Raw genomic sequence first — 25,787 nt, 5'->3', positions numbered from 1 at the left:
CAGATTCATGACATTCAGTATGAGGTAAATGCAGTTCAGATAAAGCAACCGAATGGTTTGCATTTAAATAAAAAGCGCAAGTAGCGGGGCCAATTCGCCTCGATACTTGCGCTATGATGTTTTCTTGAGAGTTTCAAACGCCGATACAATTGCGTCAACAATCGTTCAGAGAATCACCGTAATTGGATTAGCGTTTTAAGCTTTTTCCGTTGGTGCTGATGATATCTTTGTACCAGTGGAATGATTTCTTACGGTAACGTTCGAGTGTACCTGATCCATCATCATGACGGTCAACGTAGATGTAACCATAACGTTTTTTCAGTTGAGCGCTAGAAGCACTTACGACATCGATACATCCCCATGAGGTATAACCCATAACTTCAACGCCATCTTCAATCGCTTCAGCAACCTGTACCAGATGGTCGTTCAAGTATTGGATACGGTAATCATCTTCAACTGTTTTCTCACCATCAGCGCCAGTAATAAGCTCGTCCACAGCGCCAAGTCCATTTTCTACGATGAACAATGGTTTTTGGTAACGATCATAGAACATGTTCAGCACATAGCGAAGACCTTGCGGGTCAATCTGCCATCCCCATTCGCTTGCTGCGAGATAAGGGTTCGGAACACCTCCGAGCAGGTTACCTTCACCTGCTTTTTGTTTCTCAGGATCAGCTGTTTGACAGATGCTCATATAATAGCTGAAGGAGATGAAATCAACCGTGTTGAGCAACATTTCCTCGTCGCCAGCTTCCATTTTAATCTCAATGCCTTTTTCACGGAAGTAACGTTTCATGTAACCTGGGTAACGACCTCTTACGTGTACATCACCGAAGAAGTAGTTGCTATGCTCGAATTCCATCACTTTAATCATATCATCCGGGTTTGGTGTTAATGGATACGTAGGCATGCTTAAGATCATACAGCCAATCTGTGCACTTGGAATAATCTCATGACAGAGCTTCACCGCAGACGCACTTGCTACCAATTCGTGATGAATCGCCTGGAACAAATCTTGCTTGCTCAATTTCTCTTTTGGTGTGTAGATCCCGCCACTCATGAATGGAGCTTCCAGGATGGAATTGATTTCGTTGAAAGTCAGCCAGTATTTAACTTTGTTTTTGTAACGTTTAAATACAGTTGTAGCATAACGCTCATAGAATCCAATCATTTTACGGTTAACCCAGCCATCATATTCTTTGGACAGGTGAAGTGGTGTTTCATAGTGGGACAGGGTTACCAACGGTTCAATTCCATATTTGAGACACTCGTCAAAGAGATCATCGTAGAATTGCAGACCTTCTTCATTAGGCTCCAGTTCGTCGCCTTTTGGGAAAATACGTGACCATGCAATTGAGGTACGGAATACTTTGAAGCCCATTTCGGCAAAAAGCTTCACATCTTCCTTGTAGCGATGATATAAATCGATTCCGATCAGTTTCATATTATCTTCGGTTGGTTCTTCAGTGATCGGCCCCATGATGCCTTTAGGCGCTACATCCTGCGTGGACAAGCCTTTACCACCTTCATTGTATGCACCTTCAGCTTGGTTCGCAGCGATTGCGCCGCCCCACAAGAAATTTTCGGGAAAGTTAAATTGAGTATTACTCATCTGTATCACTCCAGTAGTCAAATTGGTTAAACGAATAAAAAGTGATTGTTGCCTGAAGCACTTGAAATGAAATTAAGCAACAGGCTGATAAAAAAAGCTTAAACGTTGTAACGGGTTACACGTCAAGTTTTACTTTTGACCTTTTTTTGAGGCATACTATACATAGCATCAGTAATATTATTAATCCCAATTCCTTAGGCGAACATTCTGCAACATGATGAGCGGGAAGAAAAGGAGGTCAGATGTCCAAGTTCGATGAGATTATGAAGCGATCTGGTTATTCGAAGGCAACTGTTTCACGAGTGATTAACAACTCACGTCACGTTAGTGACGAAGCGAGGCAGAAAATAACGGAGATTATGAAGCAATTAAATTATATCCCGAATCGTAATGCCATTTCGCTATCAACAGGGCAAACGAAGCAGATCGGCATCGTTACATCCACCTCAAATGCCATTATTCTATCTTTTATGAATCAATTTATTGATACAGCGATGGATTTTGGCTTCCAAACACTGATTTATACAACTCGTGGAGATAAAGATATTGAATTAAAGGCTTTTGAAGATCTGCGGAGTAAACGTGTGGATGGGTTAGCGATTATCGCATGTGTGAACGATCCTGAGAAGTTGAAGGCTTATCTGGAGTATGGTCCTATTGTTTCATGGCAGCGCATGGGGAATAACGAGATCCCATCGGTTGCTATGGATCAGGCTGAAGGATATATTCTTGCACTAGAGCATCTGGTATCCAAAGGATACACGCGAATCGCCAACGTTTTTGGTCGTGCAGATAGCATAAATACGCAAAGTCGCAGAGTGGCGTATGAGACATTCATGGCGAGTAAAGGACTGCCTGTGTTGAAAGAGTCTTATCAATACTGGGTATTTACTTCGTCGGATGGGGAAGAAGCGATGCGGAAAATGGCAAATGCACCTGAGCCTCCGCAAGCTGTGTTATGCTCCAATGACTATGCAGCGATCGGCATTTTAAGTGAAGCGCGTAAACTACATATTAGCGTACCGGAGCAACTCGCGATTGTTGGCTTTGATGATGTTGAACTATCTCGTGTACTCGGAATCACTACGATACATAATCCGATTGCTGAACAGGCAACCCAGGCATTCCACCAATTATGGGCAGTGCTCGGCAGACAGAAAATGGAGCCTGAGCCACTCACATATCGATTGGTTGCACGCGAGACCACATAAATCTGAGCACCTGATCATCCCAATCAGGTGTTCTTTTGTTCTTTAATTATTCAAATTTGAAGTAATTCATTATGGAAGACATGCGTTATACTGAACAGGAGTTTCAACTGTATAACGATGGTCTTTATATTTATAGCAGGTTGTATCGATATCTGACCTATGAACAGTGCTGCTCAACTAAGCGTGCGATGTTACAAGTTACATATTTCACAAACCATGAACAAATGAAAGGTGAGAATGAATGTTATGAAGACCATTACCGGCCGTTTTAGAATTGCAGGCATTTGGGAGGGGATTTCCTTCTTATTATTGCTTCTCGTTGCCATGCCAATGAAGTATTTTGCAGACATATCCTCAGCAGTAGCTGTCGTAGGCATGATTCATGGGGTTCTCTTCCCGCTATATCTTATTGCGTTAGTGCATATTGCGATCGTACATAAATGGAAGCCAGTACGCTGGTTCATGGGTGTGCTAGCTGGATTTTTGCCTTTTGGAACATTCGTATTCGAATCCTATCTTCGCAAGAGAGATTGGAAGTAGAACAAAAAAAGAATCTTGACTTTCAGTGCCATTTAGGCAGGTACTTGACAGGGGTATGGTATAGTGAGGAAAGTTTGATTCATACTGAATACCATACATTGCAGGAGGATACTGTGTACCAATACAAAGATCAGGAATATGATACAGTGCAGTTTGATGGGCGTGATTTACGTTATGGAGAGCTTATAAGCTGTGTTTTCACAAGATGTACGTTTATGAATACAGAGATGGATGAAATTGAGACAAGCAACTGTCGCTTTATTGAATGTGACTTTAGAGGTGTGACGCTGAATGCTTCGTCTCATACGGAATCTGCCTTTGAAAATTGTACGTTTGGCGGAGCAAATCTATTTGTCTCCAAATTCACTTCTTGCAAGATGACAGGCTCTGACTTCTCCGGGGCACAGATGGATGGCATATCCATGATTGGTGGTGATTGGTCTTATACCAATTTGCGTCATATCAAGCTAGGGAAGCAGGACTTAAGAGGCATTCGTTTCCATGAAGTCGATTTCTCCGATACCGATCTGGGTAAGGCCGATCTGAGAGATTGTGATATGTCCAGAGCAACGTTGACCCGAACCAAGCTAACAGGAACCGATCTTCGTGGTGCGAATTTAGAAGGAATTGATCTGAAATCAATGGATGTAAAAGGTGCACGAATGGACAGAGAGCAAGCGGTTCTGTTTATGCGCTCATACGGGGCTAAGGTTGACTAGAAAGCCCAATGGATAAAGAATAGCTCAGTCGCTAGTAATAGCGTACTGAGCTATATTTATTTTGTGGAAACATTGTAATCACCTTTATTAAACGGTTACAAGACAACGCCCGTCTTTAATTTACGGTAATCGGTGGGTGTAAGTCCGGTGTGCTTTTTGAACTGTCTAGAGAAATAATAGAGGTCACTGAAGCCAAGGTGTTCTGCAATGATGGTGACAGTGCTTGGCGTACAGCTTAAGAGTTCCTTCGCCTTATCGATTTTCTTGCTGGTAATATAGTGGATGGGCGGAACACCAATCTGCTGTTTGAAGAATCGAATAAAATAGTTAGGATGCATGTAGGCGAGTTGTGCCAGCTCCTGAACTGAAATGTTTTCTTCAATATGAGAATCAATGTAAGCGAGTACAGCCGTGATTTTCTCTATGGCAGGCACATTAAGATAAGCAATCTGTTCTACGTCCATTTGCATCACATATTGAGCAATGAGCTCCATTAGTTTACTTTTGGCCATCATATGCCCATAGACTTCACCTGACTTCAGATACATAAGTATATCGCGAAAAATCGTATTGATCTGTTCAGGCTGAACAATCGTACAGAAGTGAGGGAACTTCACAATCTGGAATAGATTGATGCCGCCCACCTTAGCACTGAAATGACACCAGTATTTGAGGAAAGAATGATCACTTATGGAGGAGTAGGACTGTGTCACCCCCTCGGGCATCAAGAAAAGTTGACCCGGCACAGGATTGTATTCCTGTTCTCCGATTTTGAGCCAGCCTTCTCCCTCACAGATCCAATAAAATTTGCTGTAATCGGGCGTATAATCCATATCCCGCCAGTCCGTTCCACAGCGATTGTAATCGCCCATGAATAACTCCACTTCAAGGTTAGATAAGTAGTGGGTAAGCAATGTGTGTTGATTCATACCTTCATCTCCCGAGCAGGTTAGTATTGTCCATCTATAGGTTAGTGATCTACATGTCTATTCCCGTGAGAAGCCACTACAATACAAGTGCAACCCATTAGTAGAAGGGATGAGATAGACATGAAATTAGACAAAAATGAATATTTGAAACATATTGATGCAACGATTGCGAATGGAAAGTATCAGGATAACTGGAACTCGCTTCGTCAATTCAAGGTACCCGATTGGTACCAGAACGCGAAGTTTGGCATATTTATTCACTGGGGTTTATACTCCGTACCTGCGTATGATAGCGAATGGTATTCGCGAAATATGTATATTCAAGGCTCCAAAGCCTATGATCATCATCTAGAGGTATATGGCCCTCACAAGGATTTTGGATACAAGGACTTCATTCCCATGTTTAAGGCAGAGAAGTTTGATGCAGATGAATGGGCGACACTGTTCAAACAATCGGGAGCAAGATACGTGATGCCTGTAGCGGAGCACCATGATGGTTTTCAAATGTACCGAAGCTCCATCTCTCACTATAACACATATGAAATGGGACCCAAACGTGATCTGCTGGCAGAGATGAAAACGGCGTATGAGAAGCAGGATCTTAAGCTTTGTGTGTCATCACACCGCGCCGAGCATTGGTTCTTCATGTCCCATGGCAAAGAATTTGAGTCGGATGTGCACGAGCCGTTAGAGCAAGGGGACTTCTACTGGCCTGCGATGCCTGAACCTAAGGATCATTTCGACCTGTATGATTGTCCGCCGAGCCAAGCATTTCTTGAGGATTGGTTGATCCGTTGCTGTGAATTGGTTGATCAATATCAGCCACGTGTTTTTTATTTTGACTGGTGGATTCAGAACGCCGCGTTCAAGCCTTATTTGAAGAAATTCTGCGCCTACTATTACAACAAAGGGGAGGAGTGGGGTACACCTGTTGCGATTAATTACAAGCATGATGCTTTTATGTTTGGCTCTGCGGTTCCGGATGTGGAGAGGGGGCAATTTGCTGAACTCAAACCTTACTTCTGGCAAACGGATACAGCAGTCGCCAAAAATTCCTGGTGTTACACGGAAGGTAATGTGTATAAAACGGCGGGGGAGATTATACGAGATTTTGTCGACATCGTGAGTAAAAATGGAAGTCTTCTGCTGAATGTAGGGCCTCGCGCCGATGGTACTATACCGGATGAGGATCGAAACCTGCTGCTTACCATAGGTCAATGGCTCGAAGTGAACGGGGAAGCCATCTATGATTCTACGTACTGGCGTAAGTTTGGGGAAGGGCCAACGGAAATTAAAGAAGGACAATTTACGGATGGGCAAACTAAACTGTTCACCAGCGAAGATATCCGGTTTACGGTAAGAGAGCAGTATCTCTATGCATCTGTTCTGGTGTACCCTGCAAACGGTGTAGTGCATATTCAATCCTTGAAGGAGAAGTCGCCTTATTTCGAAGGAATTATAAAGGGAATTCAGTTGCTTGGATTTGATGAACAACCCGAGTGGGTAAGAACGGGAGATGCGTTAACGATTACTACGACCAATGTACAAAGCGAATTGCCTGTCGTTTTTCGGATTGAATTGGATTAAAAATTAGGTGGATTAAGATATAGATCCATGCATGATGTGAGAGAATAGAGAGTCTAAGAAACCAATGCGAATGAATCGTGTTGGTTTTTTTGAGTTGTTTTAGTAGAATCAGGGCTGTTGAAATATGTCATACCAACAAGGATAAGCGCGTTTTGCGCGAATTAACATCGTGAGTTAGCATCCATTGAACTATCCGGTAAATGAAACTTTCATAATAACGAAATCATGTGAAATATTTCAGTGTTGGTAGACTTGTTAAATACTTATAAAGGCTTAATTTCTATATTTTTCAATAAATATGCTTGATTATCTCATAATACGACTCTATACTAAATCATAAAAATCCAGTATAAATATAAATTGTAATTTATATGAAATTTAAGATGAATTTCTAACAGGTTCCATTTAGCTATTTCGACGATATACAACCAACACTTCAGACACTTTACAACCTTCTACTAACGCTTGTGACCACCCTCCGACATAGAACTTACAAACGTTCGCTCACATCGATGATCTACGTTATCCCACTTCCAATGTATACTAACTCGCTGTCTATCTATTACAATGGCTTTCGCAACAGAGTACCTACCTCATTCGGTCTATTCATATCTATTCAATTTGAAACAAATGCGATCTAAATCCAATCACTATAGAAGTTTGCCTGTTAGGGAGGTGAGGCTTAGCGTAGTCCTATGAGCTTCGTGATGTTTCATTGGTGGAGTTTCATTCAAACCGTTGTACCGTTTCATGACATGGCGATGCGCTACATACTTCGCTAGATTCCAAAAACCGGGTAAAGGGAGTGGAAAAGTTTGATAAAGGCAAAACGGTTACGTAAGCCCCTCTCATTAGGGCTATCGCTTCTCCTCGCATTATCGATCGTTCAACCGGTTTCGGCTGACAACACCTCATCACAGAAGATTGACATGAAGTCTGGCGCAGCTAAGGTTACGACGTCCAAAGTCAACGCGAAGCTCAACACACAGTTTGAGAGCAAGGATTATGTTACTTATTTAGTCAAAATGAAAGAGCAAGTTGATACGGCTAAAGTGTCACAACAGGCGATGGAGCAGGCCACAATTCAGAAGATGACTGCTTCGGCAACGAAGCTATCGGTTCGAACTTCTGTAGTGGGTTCTTTGCGGGAAACCGCTTCACGCACACAATATAATCTGGAGCGTTTACTGGAGGAAGAGCTTGAACTAGGTAAGGTAAAAGAATACAAAAGCTATTTTATCGTAAACTCTCTTGTAGTCACGAGTACCAAGGACGTCATGGAGCAGATTGCCCTTCATTCAGAAGTGGATAAAATCCTGCCGAACGAGGAGCGTTTCCTCCAGAAAGTAGAAATCAACAAAGAACAGGCGGATGAAGCCGCGAAAGCCAAAGAAGCCGCGAAAGCCGCAGCAGCATCAACCGAAAATGTAGAATGGAATATTGATTATATCAATGCACCAGCAGTCTGGGAAAAGGGGATCGACGGAACAGGTATTGTTGTTGCGAACTTGGATAGTGGCGTTGATTACACCCATCCGGCGCTTCGTAACCAATGGAGAGGTATCGATGCTTCTGGCAACATTGTGAATCCTGAACTTAGTTGGTATGATCCGCACAGCCGTGCATCTCTTCCAGCCGATGGTGACGGTCATGGAACGCACACGATGGGTACGATGGTTGGTGCGGAAGCAGATGGTACCAATCAGATCGGTGTTGCTCCCGGTGCGAAATGGATCGGGGTTCGTATTTTCAATCCAAGCACAACAGATGCCATCATATTAGACGGCGGACAATGGTTGCTTGCGCCTGTCGATGCTGAGGGCAATCTTCATCCGGAGCTTGCGCCGGATGTGGTGAACAATTCATGGGGCGGTGGCCCAGGGCTTGACGAGTGGTTCCGTCCAATGGTGCAAGCTTGGCGTGATGCTCAGATTTTCCCTGAGTTCTCTGCTGGTAACGTCACTTTAACGAATCCGGGTGGTCCTGGTTCGGTGGCGAACCCAGCTAACTATCCAGAGAGCTTTGCGACCGGGGCAACAGATATTAATGGTAATCTGGGCTCGTTCTCCCTACTAGGTCCGTCTCCTTATAATGAGATTAAGCCTGATGTGGCTGCTCCTGGTGTTAACATTCGTTCCGCCGTTCCTGGCGGGGGGTATGAGGGTGGCTGGGACGGTACGTCCATGGCTGGACCACATACCACAGCACTTGCAGCTCTACTGCTCCAAGCGAATCATTCTCTGAATGTAGATCAGCTGGAGCAGATTATTATGGATACGGCGACACCAGCAACGGATCAACGCTATCCAACCGCACCCAATAACGGTTACGGGCACGGGATTATTAATGCTTTGGATGCGGTAGGTTCTGTCGTTGAGGGTATCGGTACAGTCTCTGGCAGAGTCGTTACCGCTGGAGATGATCTGGAGGAACCGGTATTAGATCATACGCCTGTTAACTCCGCTTTCTCAGGGATCGACGTTCCACTGACTGCTCACGTTACCGATAATGTGGCTGTCTTGTCAGTTGAGGCGTTTGCCAGAACGAAGGGGACTGAGGCATATGTATATTTGCCGATGCAACGCATTACGGGAGACAGTAAGGACGGCACATATTCTGCAACAATACCTTCATTTTTAGTGGAGTCACCTGGGCTAGAATATTACATTCGAGTTAACGATTATGGCAATAACGGTTTCGACACTAAAGTATATGACGTCGCTGTGTCGAATGGCGTTCAACCCGGATATATTCAAGACTTTGAGGAAAATGATCTCGGATTCACTTCAGGAGGGCCTGGGAATACGTGGGCATGGGGTGCACCGACCAGCGGTCCTCAACGTGCATACTCGGGCGAGAAACTGATTGCAACTAATCTGGAAGGTACTTATGCAGCGAATAGTAATGCTTATTTGCTCGCACCGCCTATTGATCTGACCGAAAGTCCAGAAGGGGCTATTCTATCCTTCAAACATTGGTACGATCTAGAGAATAACATCGATTTTGGTAAAGTATACATCGCAACAGAAGCTCGTGATTTTGCTTTTGAAGAAATACTCAGCTTCTCGGGAGCTGGGGGAGATTGGAAAACACAATTTGTGGATCTAAGAGAATATGCAGGGCAACAGGTATTTATCAAGTTTAATCTGACAAGTGATAATTCGATTCAAAAAGCAGGCTGGTACATCGATGATTTCTCCATCCAAGCACCAGACGATATTGCTCCTGAAACACCTAGTGCTTTGTCTGCCACAAAAGACATCTTAGGCAATGTAACCTTGTCTTGGACAGGGCCGGAGGATGAAGATCTGAAGTCTTATGTGGTCTATCGTTCATCAAGCTCTGGTGCAGATTACGAGGCCATCGGCGATACAACGGCAACAACATTTATTGACACTGCCACCGTAACAGATACAACATATTATTACACCGTTGCGGCACTGGATTACAGTGGGAACGAAAGCGAGAAATCGAATGAAGTATCCGTGACTGTCGAAGTGCCGGAAGATATCTACAGCGATTCGTTCGATGGGGATTCGGATAACGGATGGACACATGCAGGAACCAAGGATGAGTGGGAACGTGGAATCCCGGTTAATGGACCTGCAAGTGCTGTATCTGCACCGAATGTGTGGGCAACCGATCTGGATAGTACGTATGAGAACGGTTCAAATTATTCTCTCGTATCTCCCGTTGTTGACCTCACAGAGCTTCCTGAAGCTACCCTGACGTTTAACCACTGGTACGAAATTGAGGGTGGTTACGACTATGGCTACGTTGAAGCAACAACGGATGGTGGTGCAACCTGGACGGAGCTTGGCAAATTTTCACACAATACGATTGGCAAGCAATGGACACCGGTATTTTATGATCTGAAGGCCTTCACCGGCCATGAAGCTCAATTCCGATTCCGTTTAACCTCGGACAATAGTGTTGTGAAGCAAGGCTGGTACATTGATGATTTTCGTATTCTGGGTGTTGCAACGGCTACGGTAACGGATGACCATGCTGTTGTGCTCAGTGGCGACAAGCCAAAGCCAGTTTACGACAATCCTTGGTACAAGGTCACACGTACAGACAAATATGAATTTAATAAAACGAAGCAAGAAGCGCCTATAAAAGAACAGCCGCAAGACGGTTCCGTTTCACCACAAAGCTTGCCTGCGAGTGCTACGGTTACCGTGCTGGAGACCGGACGTTCTGTGAAAACAGATTCGGCTACTGGCAGATACAGCTTCACCCATGTGGCAGGTGAGTACACCTTGAAGGCAGAGGCGTACGGATACTATCCACGCACAGAGAGAGTTACGATTACAGATGGCGGAGGTGCAAAAGCCAACTTTAATCTGGAAGCGATACCTCATGGGCAAATTAAAGGGATTGTGACAGATGAACGAACAGGTAAACCGATTGCCGGAGCAACGATTCTTGTTCTCGAAGATGCACATGTAGGGGCAATTCGTTCCGGTACGGACGGTAGTTTTGTGCTTGAAGTTCTAGAGGGAACATATACACTTTCCGTAGTTGCAACGGATTATTACAGTAAAAAGGTGAACGTAACCGTGCCTGGCAATGGAACAGTGCAATCGAATGTTACGCTGAAGCCTTTTATCGGATTCCCAGGAGAAATTGCTTATGATGATGGAACAGCTGAAAATGCGAGAGCTTTTGTGGCAGCCAATAACGCTTGGGCTGTACGCATGACACCAGACTTGGCTGCGGCTCAGCTTACGGGTGCTTCCTTCCGATTCTGGAATACAGAATGGCCGCAACCAGGTGGTACAGCATTCCAGTACGCTGTGTACGATGCGAGTGGTGCGGCTGGTGCACCTGGACGATTGCTTGCAGGGCCTTTCGATGGAACAGCACTGCGCAATGATCAGTGGACAACCGTAGAATTTCCTGAATCAGTGGTCGTAGAAGGCGACTTCTATATCGTGTATGTTCAGACAACCGAAGGCACACGAGCGCCTGGACTGGCAACTGACGAAACGGGAACTAATGCTGGTCGCAGTTGGCAGCGAGTGAATGGTAACTGGACTACAGCGCCTGCCGAAGAAGGTAATTATATGATTCGTGCAATCGTTAAATATCCAGTTAATGCTCCTGTCATCACGACTTCAGTGAAAGGAACGTATACGAATAAAACGAAAATTACTGTTAACGGTACTTCCCCAGCTTCTGGAGCAGAGGCTCGCATCTACAATGGCGGAAAAGCTGTAGGCACGGCTCAGGTTGTAAATGGTAAATTCACGCTTGAAGTGAACCTTCAACCAGGAGTGAATGCACTCACGGCAGAAGTGATCGTAAACGGAAAAGCAACCGATCGCTCACTTCCAGTGGTCGTTATCCTGGACAAGACAGCGCCGGTATTAAACATCCTTACACCTGAAGAGGACAGTCTTACAAACGCTGAAGTCGTTCATGTTACAGGTAATGTGGTGGAAGCATTCCTCGATACGGTGACCGTAAACGGACAAAAGGTTGTCATTGGCCAAGATCGAAGCTTTAGTCATCGGGTACTTGTGAATGAAGGCAAGAATACGATTACCATTACAGCCAAAGATCTTGCAGGAAACACAACCACGATTACTCGAATCGTGCATGTAGAGACTGCATTGCCTGAAATCACGAATGTAACGCCGGCTGAAGATGTTCGCATTACATCTGGCGAGAGTGTTACCGTTTCGTTTGAGAGCGCGCCGAATTTGCAGGCTTCGTTCCGAATTGAATTACCACTCGATCTGCAAGCAAGAGCAGGAATTCCATTGACGGAAAGCTCCCCGGGACATTATACAGGAACGTATACAACACCTGAATCATTGGTTCTGGAGGGTGGCGTTATCGTGATCAAAGTTCGTGATGCAGCAGGCAATGAAACTGAGATTGAAGCAGCTGGACGTTTGTACGTCTCTACACCTAACGCTGTCGAGTCACCTTCCGAGATTCCTGACACACCAGCAGCAGAGGACGTGGACTCGCGAGCAGATGTCGAAAGTGATACTGAACCGACCACATAATACGGATGCAGTTCTAAAGTGTAAACGCAATTGCCAAGCCCCAACCCTTTCGAGTGAGAAGGGGGCGGGGCTTTTTCTCATGAGTTTGGGTGTATCTGATCTATGGATATCAAGCAGTTAAATGTCATGATAAGACATCTTGCATAGAAATGAGGTGGAGACGCGCTCAATTTGTTAGGATTGCTCGGTTAGCATGAATGTTGCTGTTGACGCTATAAACGGCGAAGTATATATTGAAACAAATAAATGGTTTAAGGTTTATACCTTATAGGTTTAATTCATACTGCGACGTTATAACAGAATGGAGAGAAAACATGAAGGATTCGTGGAAGTTTGATACGAAAGTGGTTCATGTGGGTCATCAACCGGATGAGTGTACAGGGGCTGTCTCTCAACCAATCGTACCTGCTGTTGCTTATGCTTTTCCGAATGCGGATGCTGCTGCAGCCGTTGTATCAGGACAAATGGAAGGTACGTTCTATGGAAGATACGGTAATCCTACCACCCGCACGTTGGAGCTAAAGATTGCGGAGTTGGAAAGTGGAGAGGACGCGATTGCTCTAAGCAGTGGGATGGCGGCGATCTCTTCAGCACTGTTGGCTTTTTTGCAACATGGTGATCATGTCGTTGTAACGAAAGATATTTACGGAGGCACATATAATTTTGTCACCCAGATGGGGGTGCGTTTTGGTATAAGCCACGACTTCGTGGATTGTACAAACCTTGAGGCTTTGGAGCTGTCCATTCGAGAGAATACCAAGGCCATTTATGTAGAGACACCATCTAATCCGCTGTTAACGATTCTGGATTTGAAGCAGATTGCCAAGATTGCTAATTCCCGAGGCATTCCACTCATTGTGGATAATACATTTATGACACCATATCTTCAGCGTCCGCTTGAACTTGGGGCTGATGTTGTTGTGCATAGTGCAACCAAGTATCTGAACGGTCATGGAGATGTCGTCGCAGGTGTTGTCGTCGCTTCCAGCAAAGTTATTGAATTTATCCGTAAAAGAATAGCGGGTGACCTCGGTCAAAATTTAAACGCATGGGAATCATTTCTCATTCTAAGAGGATTGAAAACGCTTGGTCTTCGGGTACGTGCGCATTGCGAGAATGCACGTAAGATTGCAGAATTTCTAGCTGCACATCCGCATGTTCAAGCCTTGCATTATCCAGGGCTCACGTCTCATCCTCAGCATGAATTGGCGAAGCAACAGATGGATGACATGGGTGGGGTTGTTTCGTTTGAGGTCATGGGAGGGCTTGAGGCGGCAAAGGCATTTATGAATCAACTGAAGCTCATTTTAATTTCCTTCAGCCTTGGTGATCCTGAGACATTGGTGCAGCACCCTGCAACGATGACACATTTCTCCATTCCCCCAGAGGAAAGACTGCAGTTTGGAATTACGGATGGTTTAATCCGCTTGTCTATTGGACTGGAGGACGTTCAGGATATCATCGCTGATCTTCAACAGGCTCTAGCTGTCATTGGAGGGCAGATAGAACAGATGGAGTCGCCAAAAGTGAACGAATACGTGAACGGAATTGTCGATTAAGAAATATATGTGGTGAATTTTGAAAAAAATGATTGCATATCTGTTTACTCGGAATTATATTAAGAGTATAAGTTTAATGGTATAAGGTTTAGACAATAGATCAATCGGAGGGTGAATATGCTTAACCAACAGACTTTCCAATTTGAGAAAGTTTCCGCAATAAAGGTTAGTGAATTTATTAGGGAGCAGTTGGAGGAAGCCATAATACTCAAGGAAATGTTGAGTGAGGATCAGCTCCCTTCCGAAAGAGAGTTAGCTGAAATTTTCAATGCCAGCCGAATTACAGTACGTGAAGCGCTGTCTGCTCTGGAAGCCAAAGGCTTAATCGAGAAGCGTGTGGGAGCCAAGGGAGGTACGTTCATCCTTCCAATTACGGCTAATGCACATAAGCGAACCAAGGAAGAGATTATGCGGGACTGGGATCAAATGTTACATGTGTTCGAATATCGCACGATTGTTGAGCCAGAGGGTGCTTTTCTGGCTGCTGAGCGGATCACCGCAGGCGAGCTGCAGTTGCTTGAAAGCTATATTGAGCAGAGCGTGCAACCGGATTGCTCGCGAGAATGGTTCCGGGCACTTGACGTTAAGTTCCATCTGACCATCGCAAAAGCATCGGGGAACCCTTACCTGGAGTCAGCGGTAAGACAGATTCGAACCAAGATCAATCCAGCACTGGATCTCATGCCCTACAACGAACAAGTTCGCTCTCTTAATCAGGGTGTACATACAGAGATTTTGGAGGCTTTGAAAGCCCATGATCCTGCTAGATCACGCGATACGATGAAAAAGCATATTGCTTTCTCTGCGGATGCTATTTACTCTCGGCTGGTTTCACCGGAACAACAAGAAGGGAATGAGCAATAATGCAACATACCGATTTATATCAGCTTGCACAAGAACTTCGGCCTCGTTTGGTAGATTGGCGGAGAGATTTTCATCGCCATCCGGAGATTGGTTACGAGGAGCATCGCACATCGGAGATCGTAGCTACGCACTTAGAGAGTCTAGGACTTGAAGTGACGCGCCATGTAGGGAAGACCGGAGTAGTTGGTCTGCTACGGGGGGAGACTGATGGACCAACCTTTGCACTTCGAGCGGATATGGATGCATTACCGATTCAGGATCAGAAAAAAGTAGAGTACAGCTCACAGATCGAAGGCAAAGCTCATTTGTGTGGTCATGATGCCCATACAACGATTCTGATGGGAGCGGCTGAGTTACTGACCGGGCTTGGTCGTCCCAAATCGGGCAACATCAAATTTGTCTTTCAGCCTGCTGAAGAGGGACTTGCTGGCGCACGCGCGATGATTCAGGATGGTGTGCTGGAGAATCCGAAGGTTGATGCAATCGCAGGACTTCATGTGACTCCAGGTCAGGATACTGGAACGGTTGGTGTGAGCAGAGGAGTTGCATTTGCTTCGGCGGACCGTTTGGTCATTCGTGTACTTGGTAAAGGCGGACATGCTGCTAGACCACATGAAGGTATCGACGCGATTGCCGTATCCGCTCAAGTGATCACAGCCTTGCAGAATCTCGCGAGTCGTATGGTTGATCCGCTAGAACCTGTCGTGGTAACCATTGGCAAAATTACAGGTGGTTATATGGGAACAGCCATTGCAGATGAGGTTGAAATGATCGGAACGGTGAGAACACTTTCTCCGGCAGTGCGTGAGCGAATGCCTGCACTGATCGAACAAGTGGTCAGCGGTGTATGCAGCTCGTTTGGAGCAGGTCATGAAGTCATTTATGGAGATGGTTATCCGGTTGTAGTTAACGATTTGGGTATGGTGGATTTCCTTGGGGAAACGGTTGACGGACTCGATTGGGCCAAAGGCTGGAGCAGCATTCCACCTTCCACAGGTGGCGAGGATTTTGCATTCTACTGTGAACAAATTCCGGGTGTGTTTTTCCGACTAGGTTCAGGGAATGAAGAAGAGCGAACTCGTTATGCACTCCATCATCCGATGTTCGACCTGGATGAGAACGTGATGCCGTATGGTGTAGCCATGCTTTCAACAATTGCTTTAGAATTTTTGAATAAGAACACAACTCAGGGGGAGCGTGCAAAATGAGAAAACGACAATGGACAAGCATGTTGATTACACTACTGGCTGTAGTATTGGTGCTCAGCGCTTGCGGCAGTAAAGCAACGGATTCCGGTACGAATTCCACATCAAGTGAAGCAAGCGGTGACACTGCACCAAGCACAACGCTTACGATTGCGGCAGCGACCGATATTGAAAGCTTTGATCCACACAATAACAACAACACGTCAAGTGAAGCTGTATTGGTTAACGTGTTCGATTACTTGATCAAGAACGACAGTGAGCAGAAAAAAGTTCCTGGGCTTGCTACTTCTTGGGAGCAAGTCAATGATACAACGTGGAGATTCAATCTGCGTGAAGGCGTTACTTTCCATAACGGAGATCCATTCACAGCAGACGATGTAAAATACACGCTGGAGCGTGTAGCGAAAGATAGCGCATTGAAGCAAAATAGTTATTTCAAAAACATCGTTGAAGTGAAGGTAGTGGACGAACACACTGCTGATATCATTACTGACGGACCAGATCCGTTGCTCTTGAACCGTCTGTCCAAGATGGGCGCAGGTATTCTCCCAGCTAAATACATTGAAGAAAACGGAATCGATGCATTCTTGAAGCAACCGGTAGGAACAGGGCCTTACAAGTTCAGCAAATGGAACAAAGATGATCGTGTTGAACTCGTGAAAAATGAGAATTACTTTGATGGAGAGCCAAAATGGAATGAAGTTGTGTTCCGCGTAATTCCAGAAGCGTCCACACGTGTATCTGAATTGCTTGCAGGCGGAGTCGATGTTGCTGCATCGATCCCATCTACAGATATCGCTCGTATTGAAGGTGAAGCAGACAAAAAAATCGTGAAGGCACCCATCCAACGTGTACTTCAGTTGATCTTCCGTCAAACGGAAGGCAGCATCACGGCTGATCCTAAGGTTCGTGAAGCCATTGATCTTGCGATTGATAAACAAGGCATTGTAGACAGTATTGCTGGAGGCGCAGGGATTGTAACGCGCACATCCGTCACTCCAGGTAACTTCGGTGCTGATCCTTCACTTTACAAAACTTCGCTCTATGACCTAGAAAAGGCGAAGCAGTTGTTAAGCGATGCAGGTTACGCTGAAGGTGAAGCAGAAATGACCATCTCAGTGTCCTCCCAATACAAGGAACAGGCTGAGGTTGTATCTGCAATGCTCGAACAGGCTGGATTCAAAATTAACCTTGATGTACTTGAGCCAAGTGCGTTCAGCGAACGTTATAGCTCCAAGTCATTCAAAGAAATCTTCATGATTGGTATCGGTAACTCTCTATTTGACGCTTCAAATAACTACAACCGTTACATGGCAGAAGAAGCTAAGGGCGAATCGGATTACAACAATCCGGAAGTTGAGAAGTTGCTTCAATCCGCATTGGTGAATATGGATCCAGAGGCTCGTGAGAAAGAGTATCAACAAGTACAGCAAATTTTTGCAGAAGAACGTCCGGCGGTATACCTCTACCAGATGGAAGGTGTCTACGGAACGAATGCAAACGTGAATTTTGCGCCTCGTAGTGACGAAATGTTCTATGCTGACGAGATCACTCCTACTGCAAAATAACATCGGACAGAACAGTCTGTCATCGCAAGGATAAGCCGTGAACGGCAGGGACTGGATACCATGTTCCTGCCGTTCTTTTATTAACGCTAAAGTACGATTTTGTAAGTGAAGTTGTGGCTATGATTAATGGTTATGGAGGTGAACGAAGAATGGGGAAGTATGTACTTAAATCTTTACTTCAAGTTATTCCGGTGTTATTCATTGTTTCACTGATCGTATTCATCTTGGTCAGGGTAACCGGAGATCCTGTTGCACTAATGCTTCCAGAGACAGCCACTGCTGAGGATCGGGCTGTGCTGACACAAGCGCTTGGCCTTGATCAGCCTTTATTCACTCAGTACATCAAATTCTTAGGCAGCGCATTGCAGGGAGACTTTGGTCAGTCTTTTCGTTACAATGAGCCGGCATTACAGCTTGTCTTAGAGCGTTTACCTGCCAGTTTTGAACTCGCTGTAGCCGCAATGTTTTTTGCAGTAATTATGGCGATTCCATTAGGTGTGGCTTCAGCAGTCAAACGGAACACGTTCACGGATCTGATCATTTCAGGTATCTCGGTTATAGGTAAAGCCATGCCGAACTTCTGGATGGGCATCATGCTTATTCTACTCTTCTCCGTCATGTGGGGAGTGCTGCCCGTATCTGGTCGAGGTGGATTATCCCATTTAATACTGCCTGCATTTACGTTAGGTGTCGGTTTAGCGGCTCAGATGACACGTCTGATTCGATCCAGCATGTTGGATATTTTGAGCCAAGACTATATTCGTACCGCTCGAAGTAAGGGACTTGGTCGTATGGTTGTCATTGGAAAGCACGCATTCCGCAACGGATTAATTCCTGTGGTGACGATCATGAGTTTGCAATTTACGAGTTTGATTGGTGGCACCTTGATTACAGAAACGGTATTCTCCTGGCCAGGACTTGGTCAGTTGTTAGTGGTTGCTGTGAATACACATGATATGGCGATTGTCCAAGCGGCGGTATTTGTGATTGCGTTCATTGTGGTCATTACCAATATCTTGACGGATGTAGTCTACCGACTGCTTGATCCGCGAATCAAATACGACTAGAGGGAGGTGCAACCTGATGACAGGAAGCAATGAATTGCAAGTTCCGGGTTCAGAGCCGGAGCGTGAGCCTGGTCTAAGAACTCCAACAGGATTTCGCTACATCTGGAAACAACTGATCATTAGTAAAACAGGGATGTTTGGAGCAGTGCTCGTCTTGCTGGTTGTATTGACAGCCATATGTGCACCTCTGCTCGCAAGCCATGATCCTGCTGCGGTTAATCCGCTGAATCGTCTCAAACCACCTGCGTGGTTAGAGGGAGGAAGCTCTGAATATTGGCTAGGTACTGACAATCTGGGCAGGGACATGTGGAGTCGTATCGTGTATGGTGCAAGAGTCTCGTTAATTGTAGGTATGGGGGCAGTCATTGTATCGGGAATTATTGGTGCAATTTTAGGGCTACTATCCGGATTCTACGGTAAATGGATCGATGCCATCATCATGCGGGTGGGAGATGCTTTCATGGCGATCCCGACGATTCTATTTATGCTTGTCGTTATGGCGATTGTAGGGCCAGGGATCACAACGTTGATTTTCGTAATCGGGGTAACGAACTGGGTATCTTATACACGCGTTGTTCGGAGTGAGGTTCTCAGTATCAAGGAGCGCGATTATGTTCAAGCTGCGAGATCTATTGGTGCGAAGAACGCACGTTTAATCATTAGACACATTGTACCCAACATTTTATCTTCCTTTATTGTTATCTCGGGTATGAATGTCGGAACAACGATTATTATGGAAGCTTCACTCAGTTTCCTTGGTCTTGGCATTAAGCCACCCGATGTATCGTGGGGCGGAATGTTAAGTGATGGTAGACAGTATGTGGCGACAAGCTGGTGGGTAGCTACGTTTCCTGGTCTTGCCATTACGTTTACCGTACTTGGTGTCATTTTCTTAGGGGATTGGCTGCGTGACGTTCTTGATCCACGTACAGATACTACACAAAAATAAAATGGCTTGAGGAGGAGACACCCGAGATGAATCAACGACCTATTATTCCTGAGGATTTATATCGTTATCGCTGGATTAGTCAGCCAGTTGTCAATCAGAGTGGGCAGGTAGCTTATGTGGAACAAACCATTGATCGGTTGAAAAATGAATATAACACCCAAATTCGAGGAATTGGGTTAGATGGCAGCCAAGACGTTGCGCTCACAGACGGTGTCAAAGACTCGGCTCCCTCTTGGTCGCCAGACGGTACGAAGCTTGCATTTCTTCGTGCTGGCGACGGCGGCGGTAAAGGGCTGTGGGTTCTTATACCAGGTGATGAACAACCCGCTGCGCTGCTCTCCGCTGATCACAAAATATTGGGTTATGTCTGGTCTCCTGATGGACGTTTCATTGCTTTTACAAGCAAAGCGCTTCGTAATCAAGAAGAATCGGCTGGGGAAAATAAAGGTGAACCGGCTCCTATACGAGGACGTGTATTTGAACGGACAACACCAAAGGCGGAAGGTTCGGGTTGGTGGGACGGGCTTTATAGTCATTTATTTATCTATGAGCTTGCTTCAGGTACAGTAACACAACTTACATCTGGAGAGTGGAGTGTGTCTTCACCTGTCTGGTCTCCGGATAGTCAGTCGTTGTCTTATATGTCCAAACAGGTAGACGATAGCGACCTCGATCCGGATCTATTGTATTTTACCGATGTATTTACAATTCGGATTGCAGATCGTGTTCCCTATAAAGTGACCACATCTGATCTATTGATCAGCCAATTTTCATATACACCTGATGGGCAGCGGCTTGTATTGATCGCAAGTGACCGTGAATACGGCAGTGGTAGCCACAATAGGTTATACGAGGTGTCAGCCAGTGGAGGTGCTGTGAAGTCGATCTCTTTACAGCTTGATGTACAATTTGGCAACGCGGCATTAGGAGATATGAAGTCAGCTGCTGCTTCTCCGGCACCACTTTTTGAACAGAATGACACTGTCGGTAACGCGATGTATGTCCTAGGTACAGATAGTGGCAGTGTTAACGTATATCGCATCAGTGGAGATGGAGAGTGCCAATCCATAACTGGAGCAGGCGAAAAGGATGTTTATCAATATACGTTGTCGCCCGACGGGAAGACACTCATTTATGCTGCGTTGACTGAAGATCGTCCTGGCGAGTTGTATTGTGTGTCCATAGATGACGATGGGCAAACGTTCAGACTTACCTATCGCAACGATGAGATGATGTACGAATTAGAAGTACAACGTCCAGAACGTATTGAGTTTACCTCGTCAGATGGATGGCCGATTCAGGGCTGGATCATCCGACCAGAGAAGCGTGATTCAAATGTGCCAACGAAATTACCAATGATTCTACAGATTCATGGTGGACCTCATACGATGTACACGGGTACATTCAGTCATGAGATACAATCGCTAGCGGCACAAGGATATGCGGTGTTGTGGGTGAATCCGCGTGGAAGTATGGGATATGGTCAGGCGTTCGCTAGAGCTTGCCGTGGTGATTTTGCCGGTGGGGATTACTGTGACCTTATGGAAGCTGTTGATTATGCACTCGCGACGTATGACGAATTGGATGAATCGCGGCTTGGCGTGGGTGGCGGTAGCTACGGTGGCGTCATGACGAACTGGATTGTCGCTCATAACCATCGATTCAAGGCAGCCGTAACTCAGCGTTGCATCTCTAATTGGTTGTCCATGTATGGAACAAGTGATATTGGCATTTCCTATGTCGAAGGTGTGATTGGAGGCAATCCGGCACAACACGCAGAATGGTTGTGGTCACGCTCACCACTTGCATATGCACATCAGATCGAGACACCTCTATTGATTATGCACGGAGAGCAGGACTATCGAACACCGATCGCACAAGCCGAAGAACTCTATACAACGCTCAAGCGGTATGACAAAACGACCAAGCTGATCCGATATCCAGGTTCCAACCACTCTCTACTGAAAATAGGTAAACCTTCACTTCGTGTAGACAGCTTCGAACAGGTGAATCGCTGGTTTAATCAATATCTACAAGAGGCAGGGGAAGAAGCATGAGTTCAATACAGCTCTCTATTCCAGTGGGACTATTAGTTGAAAATGTACTCACAAGCGGTGAATCCCCTGATGATATCATCCAATGCTTACGGCAGAGAGATTACGCACAGTTACTGCCAAAAATGAAGGAACCGACAATGAATTTGGATGAGAGATTACAGACGGCTGCTGAAGTCGGAGAAGATTGGGAGGCGGCGATCCGCATAGGATATGAATTCAAGTTTTTGCATATTAACGGGCTGAAGAGGCTGCTAGATTTTCGCTTTGATCAAAAGGTAGAACGAGATTATGTTCAGGAGAATCTGTCATTACATCAGGTTCAACTTGATAAACAAGAACTTGAATTACTTCGTTCAATGATCAGCCGACAATGGGATGTTGTTCTCGAAGAGAATAACGAGCAATCAGAGGAACCTACTTCACCAATTATGGTAAGTATTCAATTAAAATATCAGTAATGTTCAGAGCCACGATATCGCGGCTCTTTTTTTTTGTTGTTGTAAAAAACTTAATTTACTATTCATGTGCTCTAACGAACGGGTGCTGCTATCTCTTACATGTAGATGATCACACAATATTTTAAATTTCATACAATCTAATTTTGAAGATTGACATTCCAATAAAATCCATATAACATACGTAATATAACAAGTGTTATTCAACGAATATTATACAACACAAACAAGATCGGAGTTGAGTTGCTACTATGCCACCAAAGGTTGAGATTACCAAGGATAAGGTGCTGGATGCTGCATTCGAGATGGTGCGTGAGCAGGGACTTGATGTTTTGACAGCTAGAAATATTGCACGTAGGCTGCATTGTTCCACACAACCGATTTATAGTGCATACGGCAATATGGATGAGTTAAAAGAAGAACTGTTCGACCGAGCAATAAACTTTGCAATTGGTACGATGAAAACATACAAGAATGAACAGAATAGTCCCGCCATGAATTTGATCCTCGGGTGCTTAATATTCTCACACCAAGAGAAGCATTTGTTCAGAGCTTTGTACCTGTCCGATTACCGTGCGGTTTACTTGAGTAACCATACAGATCGACTGAATGAGGAAATATATGTTGCCTTTCTTCAGATTGATGATCGCTTGCAAGTGATTGAAGAGACCCGAGCACGTTCAATGTACCTCAAAATTATGACTTATTGGTTAGGCATTAGTACCATGATTAATACGAACATTTCTGAGCTAGATCTTGACGAAGCAACGAGGATGTTGGAAGAGATGTATAAACTGTTAAGTGTAAAAGAAGGACTTATGCGTTAATTCGGGTAAAGGAGCGCGCGCTATGAACTCAAAACTCGGTGTTAAGCTTGGTGAAGGCGGTTGTGCAGAGGTGTATGCTTGGGAAGGTGAGAGCAAAATCATCAAATTGGCTAAACCTAACACGATTATTGAAGCATTACAGGCAGAATTACATCATAGTTACATTGCTTGGGCATGTGGTTTGGCTGTCCCTCAGCCGTTTGATATGCAAGAAGTTGAGGAGAGATGGGGAATTGTATTTGAACGTGTGTACGGTGACTCAATTATGAAGAGATTCGTTGACACCACGCAGGAGCGTGCAAGACATAAACAATTGCTTCATGTTTCAGAGGACTATCTTCACGCCAGAGTAACGGCACAAATGTTATATCAGATACATTCACATGCTGTACCGAACATGCCCAGTCAAAGAGACAATATCAAGCATGATATTCAGCGAGCACAATATTTGTCTGAAGCTGAGAAGGCGCGAGTTATTGAGCTTATGGATCAAATTCCGACCAAACAACAGCTATGTCATGGAGACCCGAATCCCGGGAACATCATTCTTCGTGAGAACGATGCGATTATGATCGATTGGAACAATGCTTCTGTTGGGAATCCTGAAGCTGATCTAGCCGAGTATATCCTCATGATTCAGTATGCCATTTTGCCTGTCAATGTCCCGCAACAAGCTCAAGAAGCGTTAGAAGCAACACGTGAAGAGAGCATTCGTATGTTTATCGAGCATTATGGAAAGTTGTCAGGTATTCGTGACACGGACATTGAGCCATGGTTCGTAGTGGTTGCTGCTCGGAAGCTGGCTGCTGACGGTATATCGGAAGAAGAGAAGGGTCTGCTTGTGCAAGAGATCAGAAGAAGACTTCATTCCACTCCTTTATAATAGGTGCACGCCAGTGATCAGGACTCCTGCTACGTAAATTAGATGAAAAAAGAAAAGAAGCGACAGGTGAATGCATATGACATTCTTCCCGTCGCTTTTTCTATGTGATTACTATTAATGTTGTGGTTATCATAGATGCATGGATGTGAAACAATCACCTAAATATCAATTAGTTAGGATTCACAGAAACTTTCTTACCTACGGCACGTTGAGTTTCTTCTTCTGTAGCCGGTTTGGTTCGTTTGATGAAGAAGGATAATAACAGTCCGATGACAGAGATACCAATAATGACTACATATGCGTCATTGATCCCTTGAATCATGGATTGTGTCATTAACTGTTGCTGAGTCACACCTTGTGCTGCACCTGTAGCTATCGTATCTTGCAGATGAGTTGCAGTGCGGCTTGTCATGACACTTATGAGCACGGATGTACCAACAGCACCGGCTACCTGTCTTACGGTGTTGGAGATCGCTGTACCATGTGCCCCAAGTTTGGCAGGCAGTTGATTCAAACCAGCGGTTTGAATCGGCATGAGCAGCAACGCCATTCCAATCCGGCGTCCAGTGGACATCAATAACAAGTAAGTGTAGCTTGTTGAATCCGACAAATCAATAAATCCAATCGTAGTTACGATGGTTATGATCATACCGATGATTGCCAGCCATTTAGCACCAAAGCGGTCGAACAATTTACCCGTTACTGGCATGAGGAAACCCATTACAAGCGCTCCGGGAAGTAACAGCAATCCAGACTCCAGTGCAGTGTACCCACGCGCATTTTGCAGATAGAGCGGAAGCAGCATCATGTCCGCGTACATGACCATTGTAATTGCGATACTGATGATCGTGGTTAGCGAGAACATATTATATTTAAATGCGCGAAGATCAAGCAGTGGAGCTGCCGAGCTGAGCTGTCTCCATGTGAAGAGAGCAAGTGAAATAATGCCTACGATGATGAAAGTAATAACTTCTACGCTGGACCAACCTGCACTTCCTGCTCGGCTGAATCCATACAGCAATGCACCGAATCCAATTGTGGATAAAATAACACTGAGCATATCGAGCTTAGTTTCGACTCGTTCTGATACATTCTTGAGGTATATGAATCCACAGACAATAACAATTAAAGTCAATGGGATCATGCCATAGAACATCGTTTCCCATGTATAGTTCTCTAGAATATAACCAGCGAGCGTAGGGCCAATTGCTGGAGCAAATATAATTGCGAACCCGACCATTCCCATCGCCGCGCCTCGTTTATCAGGTGGGAATAGTGTTAAGATAACATTCATCAACAGTGGCATAATAATACCGGCACCTGCAGCTTGTATCATCCGTCCAGTTAACAATGTACCAAAGTTAGTCGCAATAGCCGATACAATAGTACCTAACAGGAATATAAGCATGGATGCTTGGAATAACTGCCTCGTGGAAAATCGCTGCATAAAGTAGGCTGTAATTGGGATGAGTACACCATTCACCAACATATAACCTGTTGTTAACCATTGAGCTGTAGCAGCAGTGATATTAAAATCACCCATCAGCTCAGGTACAGCTACACTCATGACTGTCTGATTCAAGGTAGCAAGAAATGCTCCCAGAATCATTACGAACAGTATAGGGCCCTTTCGCACGCCATCTTTTTCTCTAATCTGACTCAAACTATTCAATCCTTTCAATCAGCACATCGACTAAATTTACAATGTGTTGTATAGTTTACATTGTATTTATTG

At 44.9% G+C, this 25,787-nt stretch carries 18 protein-coding genes; 15 read left to right on the top strand and 3 right to left on the bottom strand.

The window, feature by feature from the left end:
• Positions 1–187: 187 nt before the first annotated feature.
• A complete protein-coding gene (locus M3636_RS09315; protein WP_251382239.1) occupies positions 188–1,612 on the bottom strand; it encodes a glycoside hydrolase family 1 protein in 1,425 nt (474 codons plus the stop codon).
• 242 nt (positions 1,613–1,854) lie between these two features.
• On the opposite strand from M3636_RS09315, the gene M3636_RS09310 reads away from it, so the two are divergent.
• From M3636_RS09310 to M3636_RS09300, 3 genes are all read left to right on the top strand, one after another.
• A complete protein-coding gene (locus M3636_RS09310) occupies positions 1,855–2,823 on the top strand; it encodes a LacI family DNA-binding transcriptional regulator (protein WP_251382238.1) in 969 nt (322 codons plus the stop codon).
• Positions 2,824–3,069: 246 nt separating this feature from the next.
• The gene (locus M3636_RS09305) at positions 3,070–3,363 is read left to right on the top strand and encodes a DUF3817 domain-containing protein (RefSeq protein WP_251382237.1); all 294 of its coding nucleotides are present in this window, start codon (positions 3,070–3,072) and stop codon (positions 3,361–3,363) included.
• A gap of 113 nt (positions 3,364–3,476) precedes the next feature.
• The gene (locus tag M3636_RS09300) at positions 3,477–4,082 is read left to right on the top strand and encodes a pentapeptide repeat-containing protein (RefSeq protein WP_174715299.1); all 606 of its coding nucleotides are present in this window, start codon (positions 3,477–3,479) and stop codon (positions 4,080–4,082) included.
• A gap of 95 nt (positions 4,083–4,177) precedes the next feature.
• Here the strand turns inward: M3636_RS09300 and M3636_RS09295 are convergent, their stop codons facing one another.
• Positions 4,178–5,011 (bottom strand): AraC family transcriptional regulator, encoded by an 834-nt coding sequence (locus M3636_RS09295; RefSeq protein ID WP_251382236.1) that lies wholly within the window; start codon positions 5,009–5,011, stop codon positions 4,178–4,180.
• 120 nt (positions 5,012–5,131) lie between these two features.
• Here M3636_RS09295 and M3636_RS09290 point away from each other — a divergent pair, with 120 nt between their 5' ends.
• From M3636_RS09290 to M3636_RS09235, 12 genes are all read left to right on the top strand, one after another.
• Positions 5,132–6,598 (top strand): alpha-L-fucosidase, encoded by a 1,467-nt coding sequence (locus M3636_RS09290; RefSeq protein ID WP_251382235.1) that lies wholly within the window; start codon positions 5,132–5,134, stop codon positions 6,596–6,598.
• Positions 6,599–7,413: 815 nt separating this feature from the next.
• Entirely contained in the window at positions 7,414–12,618 is a 5,205-nt protein-coding gene (locus M3636_RS09285; protein ID WP_251382234.1) for a S8 family serine peptidase, read from the top strand.
• Positions 12,619–12,932: 314 nt separating this feature from the next.
• Positions 12,933–14,177: a trans-sulfuration enzyme family protein gene (locus M3636_RS09280; RefSeq protein WP_251382233.1), complete on the top strand. Its 1,245-nt coding sequence runs from the start codon at positions 12,933–12,935 to the stop codon at positions 14,175–14,177.
• Positions 14,178–14,294: 117 nt separating this feature from the next.
• The gene (locus M3636_RS09275) at positions 14,295–15,041 is read left to right on the top strand and encodes a FadR/GntR family transcriptional regulator (RefSeq protein WP_128102361.1); all 747 of its coding nucleotides are present in this window, start codon (positions 14,295–14,297) and stop codon (positions 15,039–15,041) included.
• Entirely contained in the window at positions 15,041–16,249 is a 1,209-nt protein-coding gene (locus M3636_RS09270; RefSeq protein ID WP_251382232.1) for a M20 metallopeptidase family protein, read from the top strand. Before M3636_RS09275 ends, M3636_RS09270 begins: the two co-directional genes overlap by 1 nt.
• Positions 16,246–17,814, top strand: a complete 1,569-nt coding sequence (locus M3636_RS09265) for an ABC transporter substrate-binding protein (RefSeq protein WP_251382231.1) — start codon at positions 16,246–16,248, stop codon at positions 17,812–17,814. The genes M3636_RS09270 and M3636_RS09265 overlap by 4 nt, the downstream gene beginning before the upstream one ends.
• Positions 17,815–17,963: 149 nt before the next feature.
• Positions 17,964–18,881, top strand: coding sequence for an ABC transporter permease (locus M3636_RS09260; protein ID WP_251382230.1), 918 nt, complete (start codon positions 17,964–17,966; stop codon positions 18,879–18,881).
• Between the two features lie 16 nt (positions 18,882–18,897).
• Positions 18,898–19,830, top strand: a complete 933-nt coding sequence (locus M3636_RS09255) for an ABC transporter permease (RefSeq protein WP_128102358.1) — start codon at positions 18,898–18,900, stop codon at positions 19,828–19,830.
• A 26-nt stretch (positions 19,831–19,856) separates the two neighbouring features.
• Positions 19,857–21,887, top strand: coding sequence for a S9 family peptidase (locus M3636_RS09250; RefSeq protein ID WP_251382229.1), 2,031 nt, complete (start codon positions 19,857–19,859; stop codon positions 21,885–21,887).
• Positions 21,884–22,345, top strand: a complete 462-nt coding sequence (locus M3636_RS09245) for a hypothetical protein (RefSeq protein WP_251382228.1) — start codon at positions 21,884–21,886, stop codon at positions 22,343–22,345. The genes M3636_RS09250 and M3636_RS09245 overlap by 4 nt, the downstream gene beginning before the upstream one ends.
• 248 nt (positions 22,346–22,593) lie before the next feature.
• Positions 22,594–23,169: a TetR/AcrR family transcriptional regulator gene (locus tag M3636_RS09240; RefSeq protein ID WP_251382227.1), complete on the top strand. Its 576-nt coding sequence runs from the start codon at positions 22,594–22,596 to the stop codon at positions 23,167–23,169.
• A 22-nt stretch (positions 23,170–23,191) separates the two neighbouring features.
• Positions 23,192–24,052, top strand: coding sequence for a phosphotransferase family protein (locus M3636_RS09235; protein ID WP_128102353.1), 861 nt, complete (start codon positions 23,192–23,194; stop codon positions 24,050–24,052).
• Between the two features lie 169 nt (positions 24,053–24,221).
• On the opposite strand, the gene M3636_RS09230 is transcribed toward M3636_RS09235, so the two are convergent.
• Positions 24,222–25,661 carry a DHA2 family efflux MFS transporter permease subunit gene (locus M3636_RS09230; RefSeq protein ID WP_251382513.1) on the bottom strand — a complete coding sequence of 480 codons (1,440 nt, stop codon included), beginning with the start codon at positions 25,659–25,661 and terminating at the stop codon, positions 24,222–24,224.
• Positions 25,662–25,787: the final 126 nt, after the last annotated feature.

It is taken from the genome of Paenibacillus sp. MER 99-2, from assembly GCF_023714095.1.
Lineage (GTDB): Bacteria > Bacillota > Bacilli > Paenibacillales > Paenibacillaceae > Paenibacillus.
Note: the sequence above shows the minus strand (reverse complement) of the source record. Positions and strands in the feature narration are given on the sequence as shown.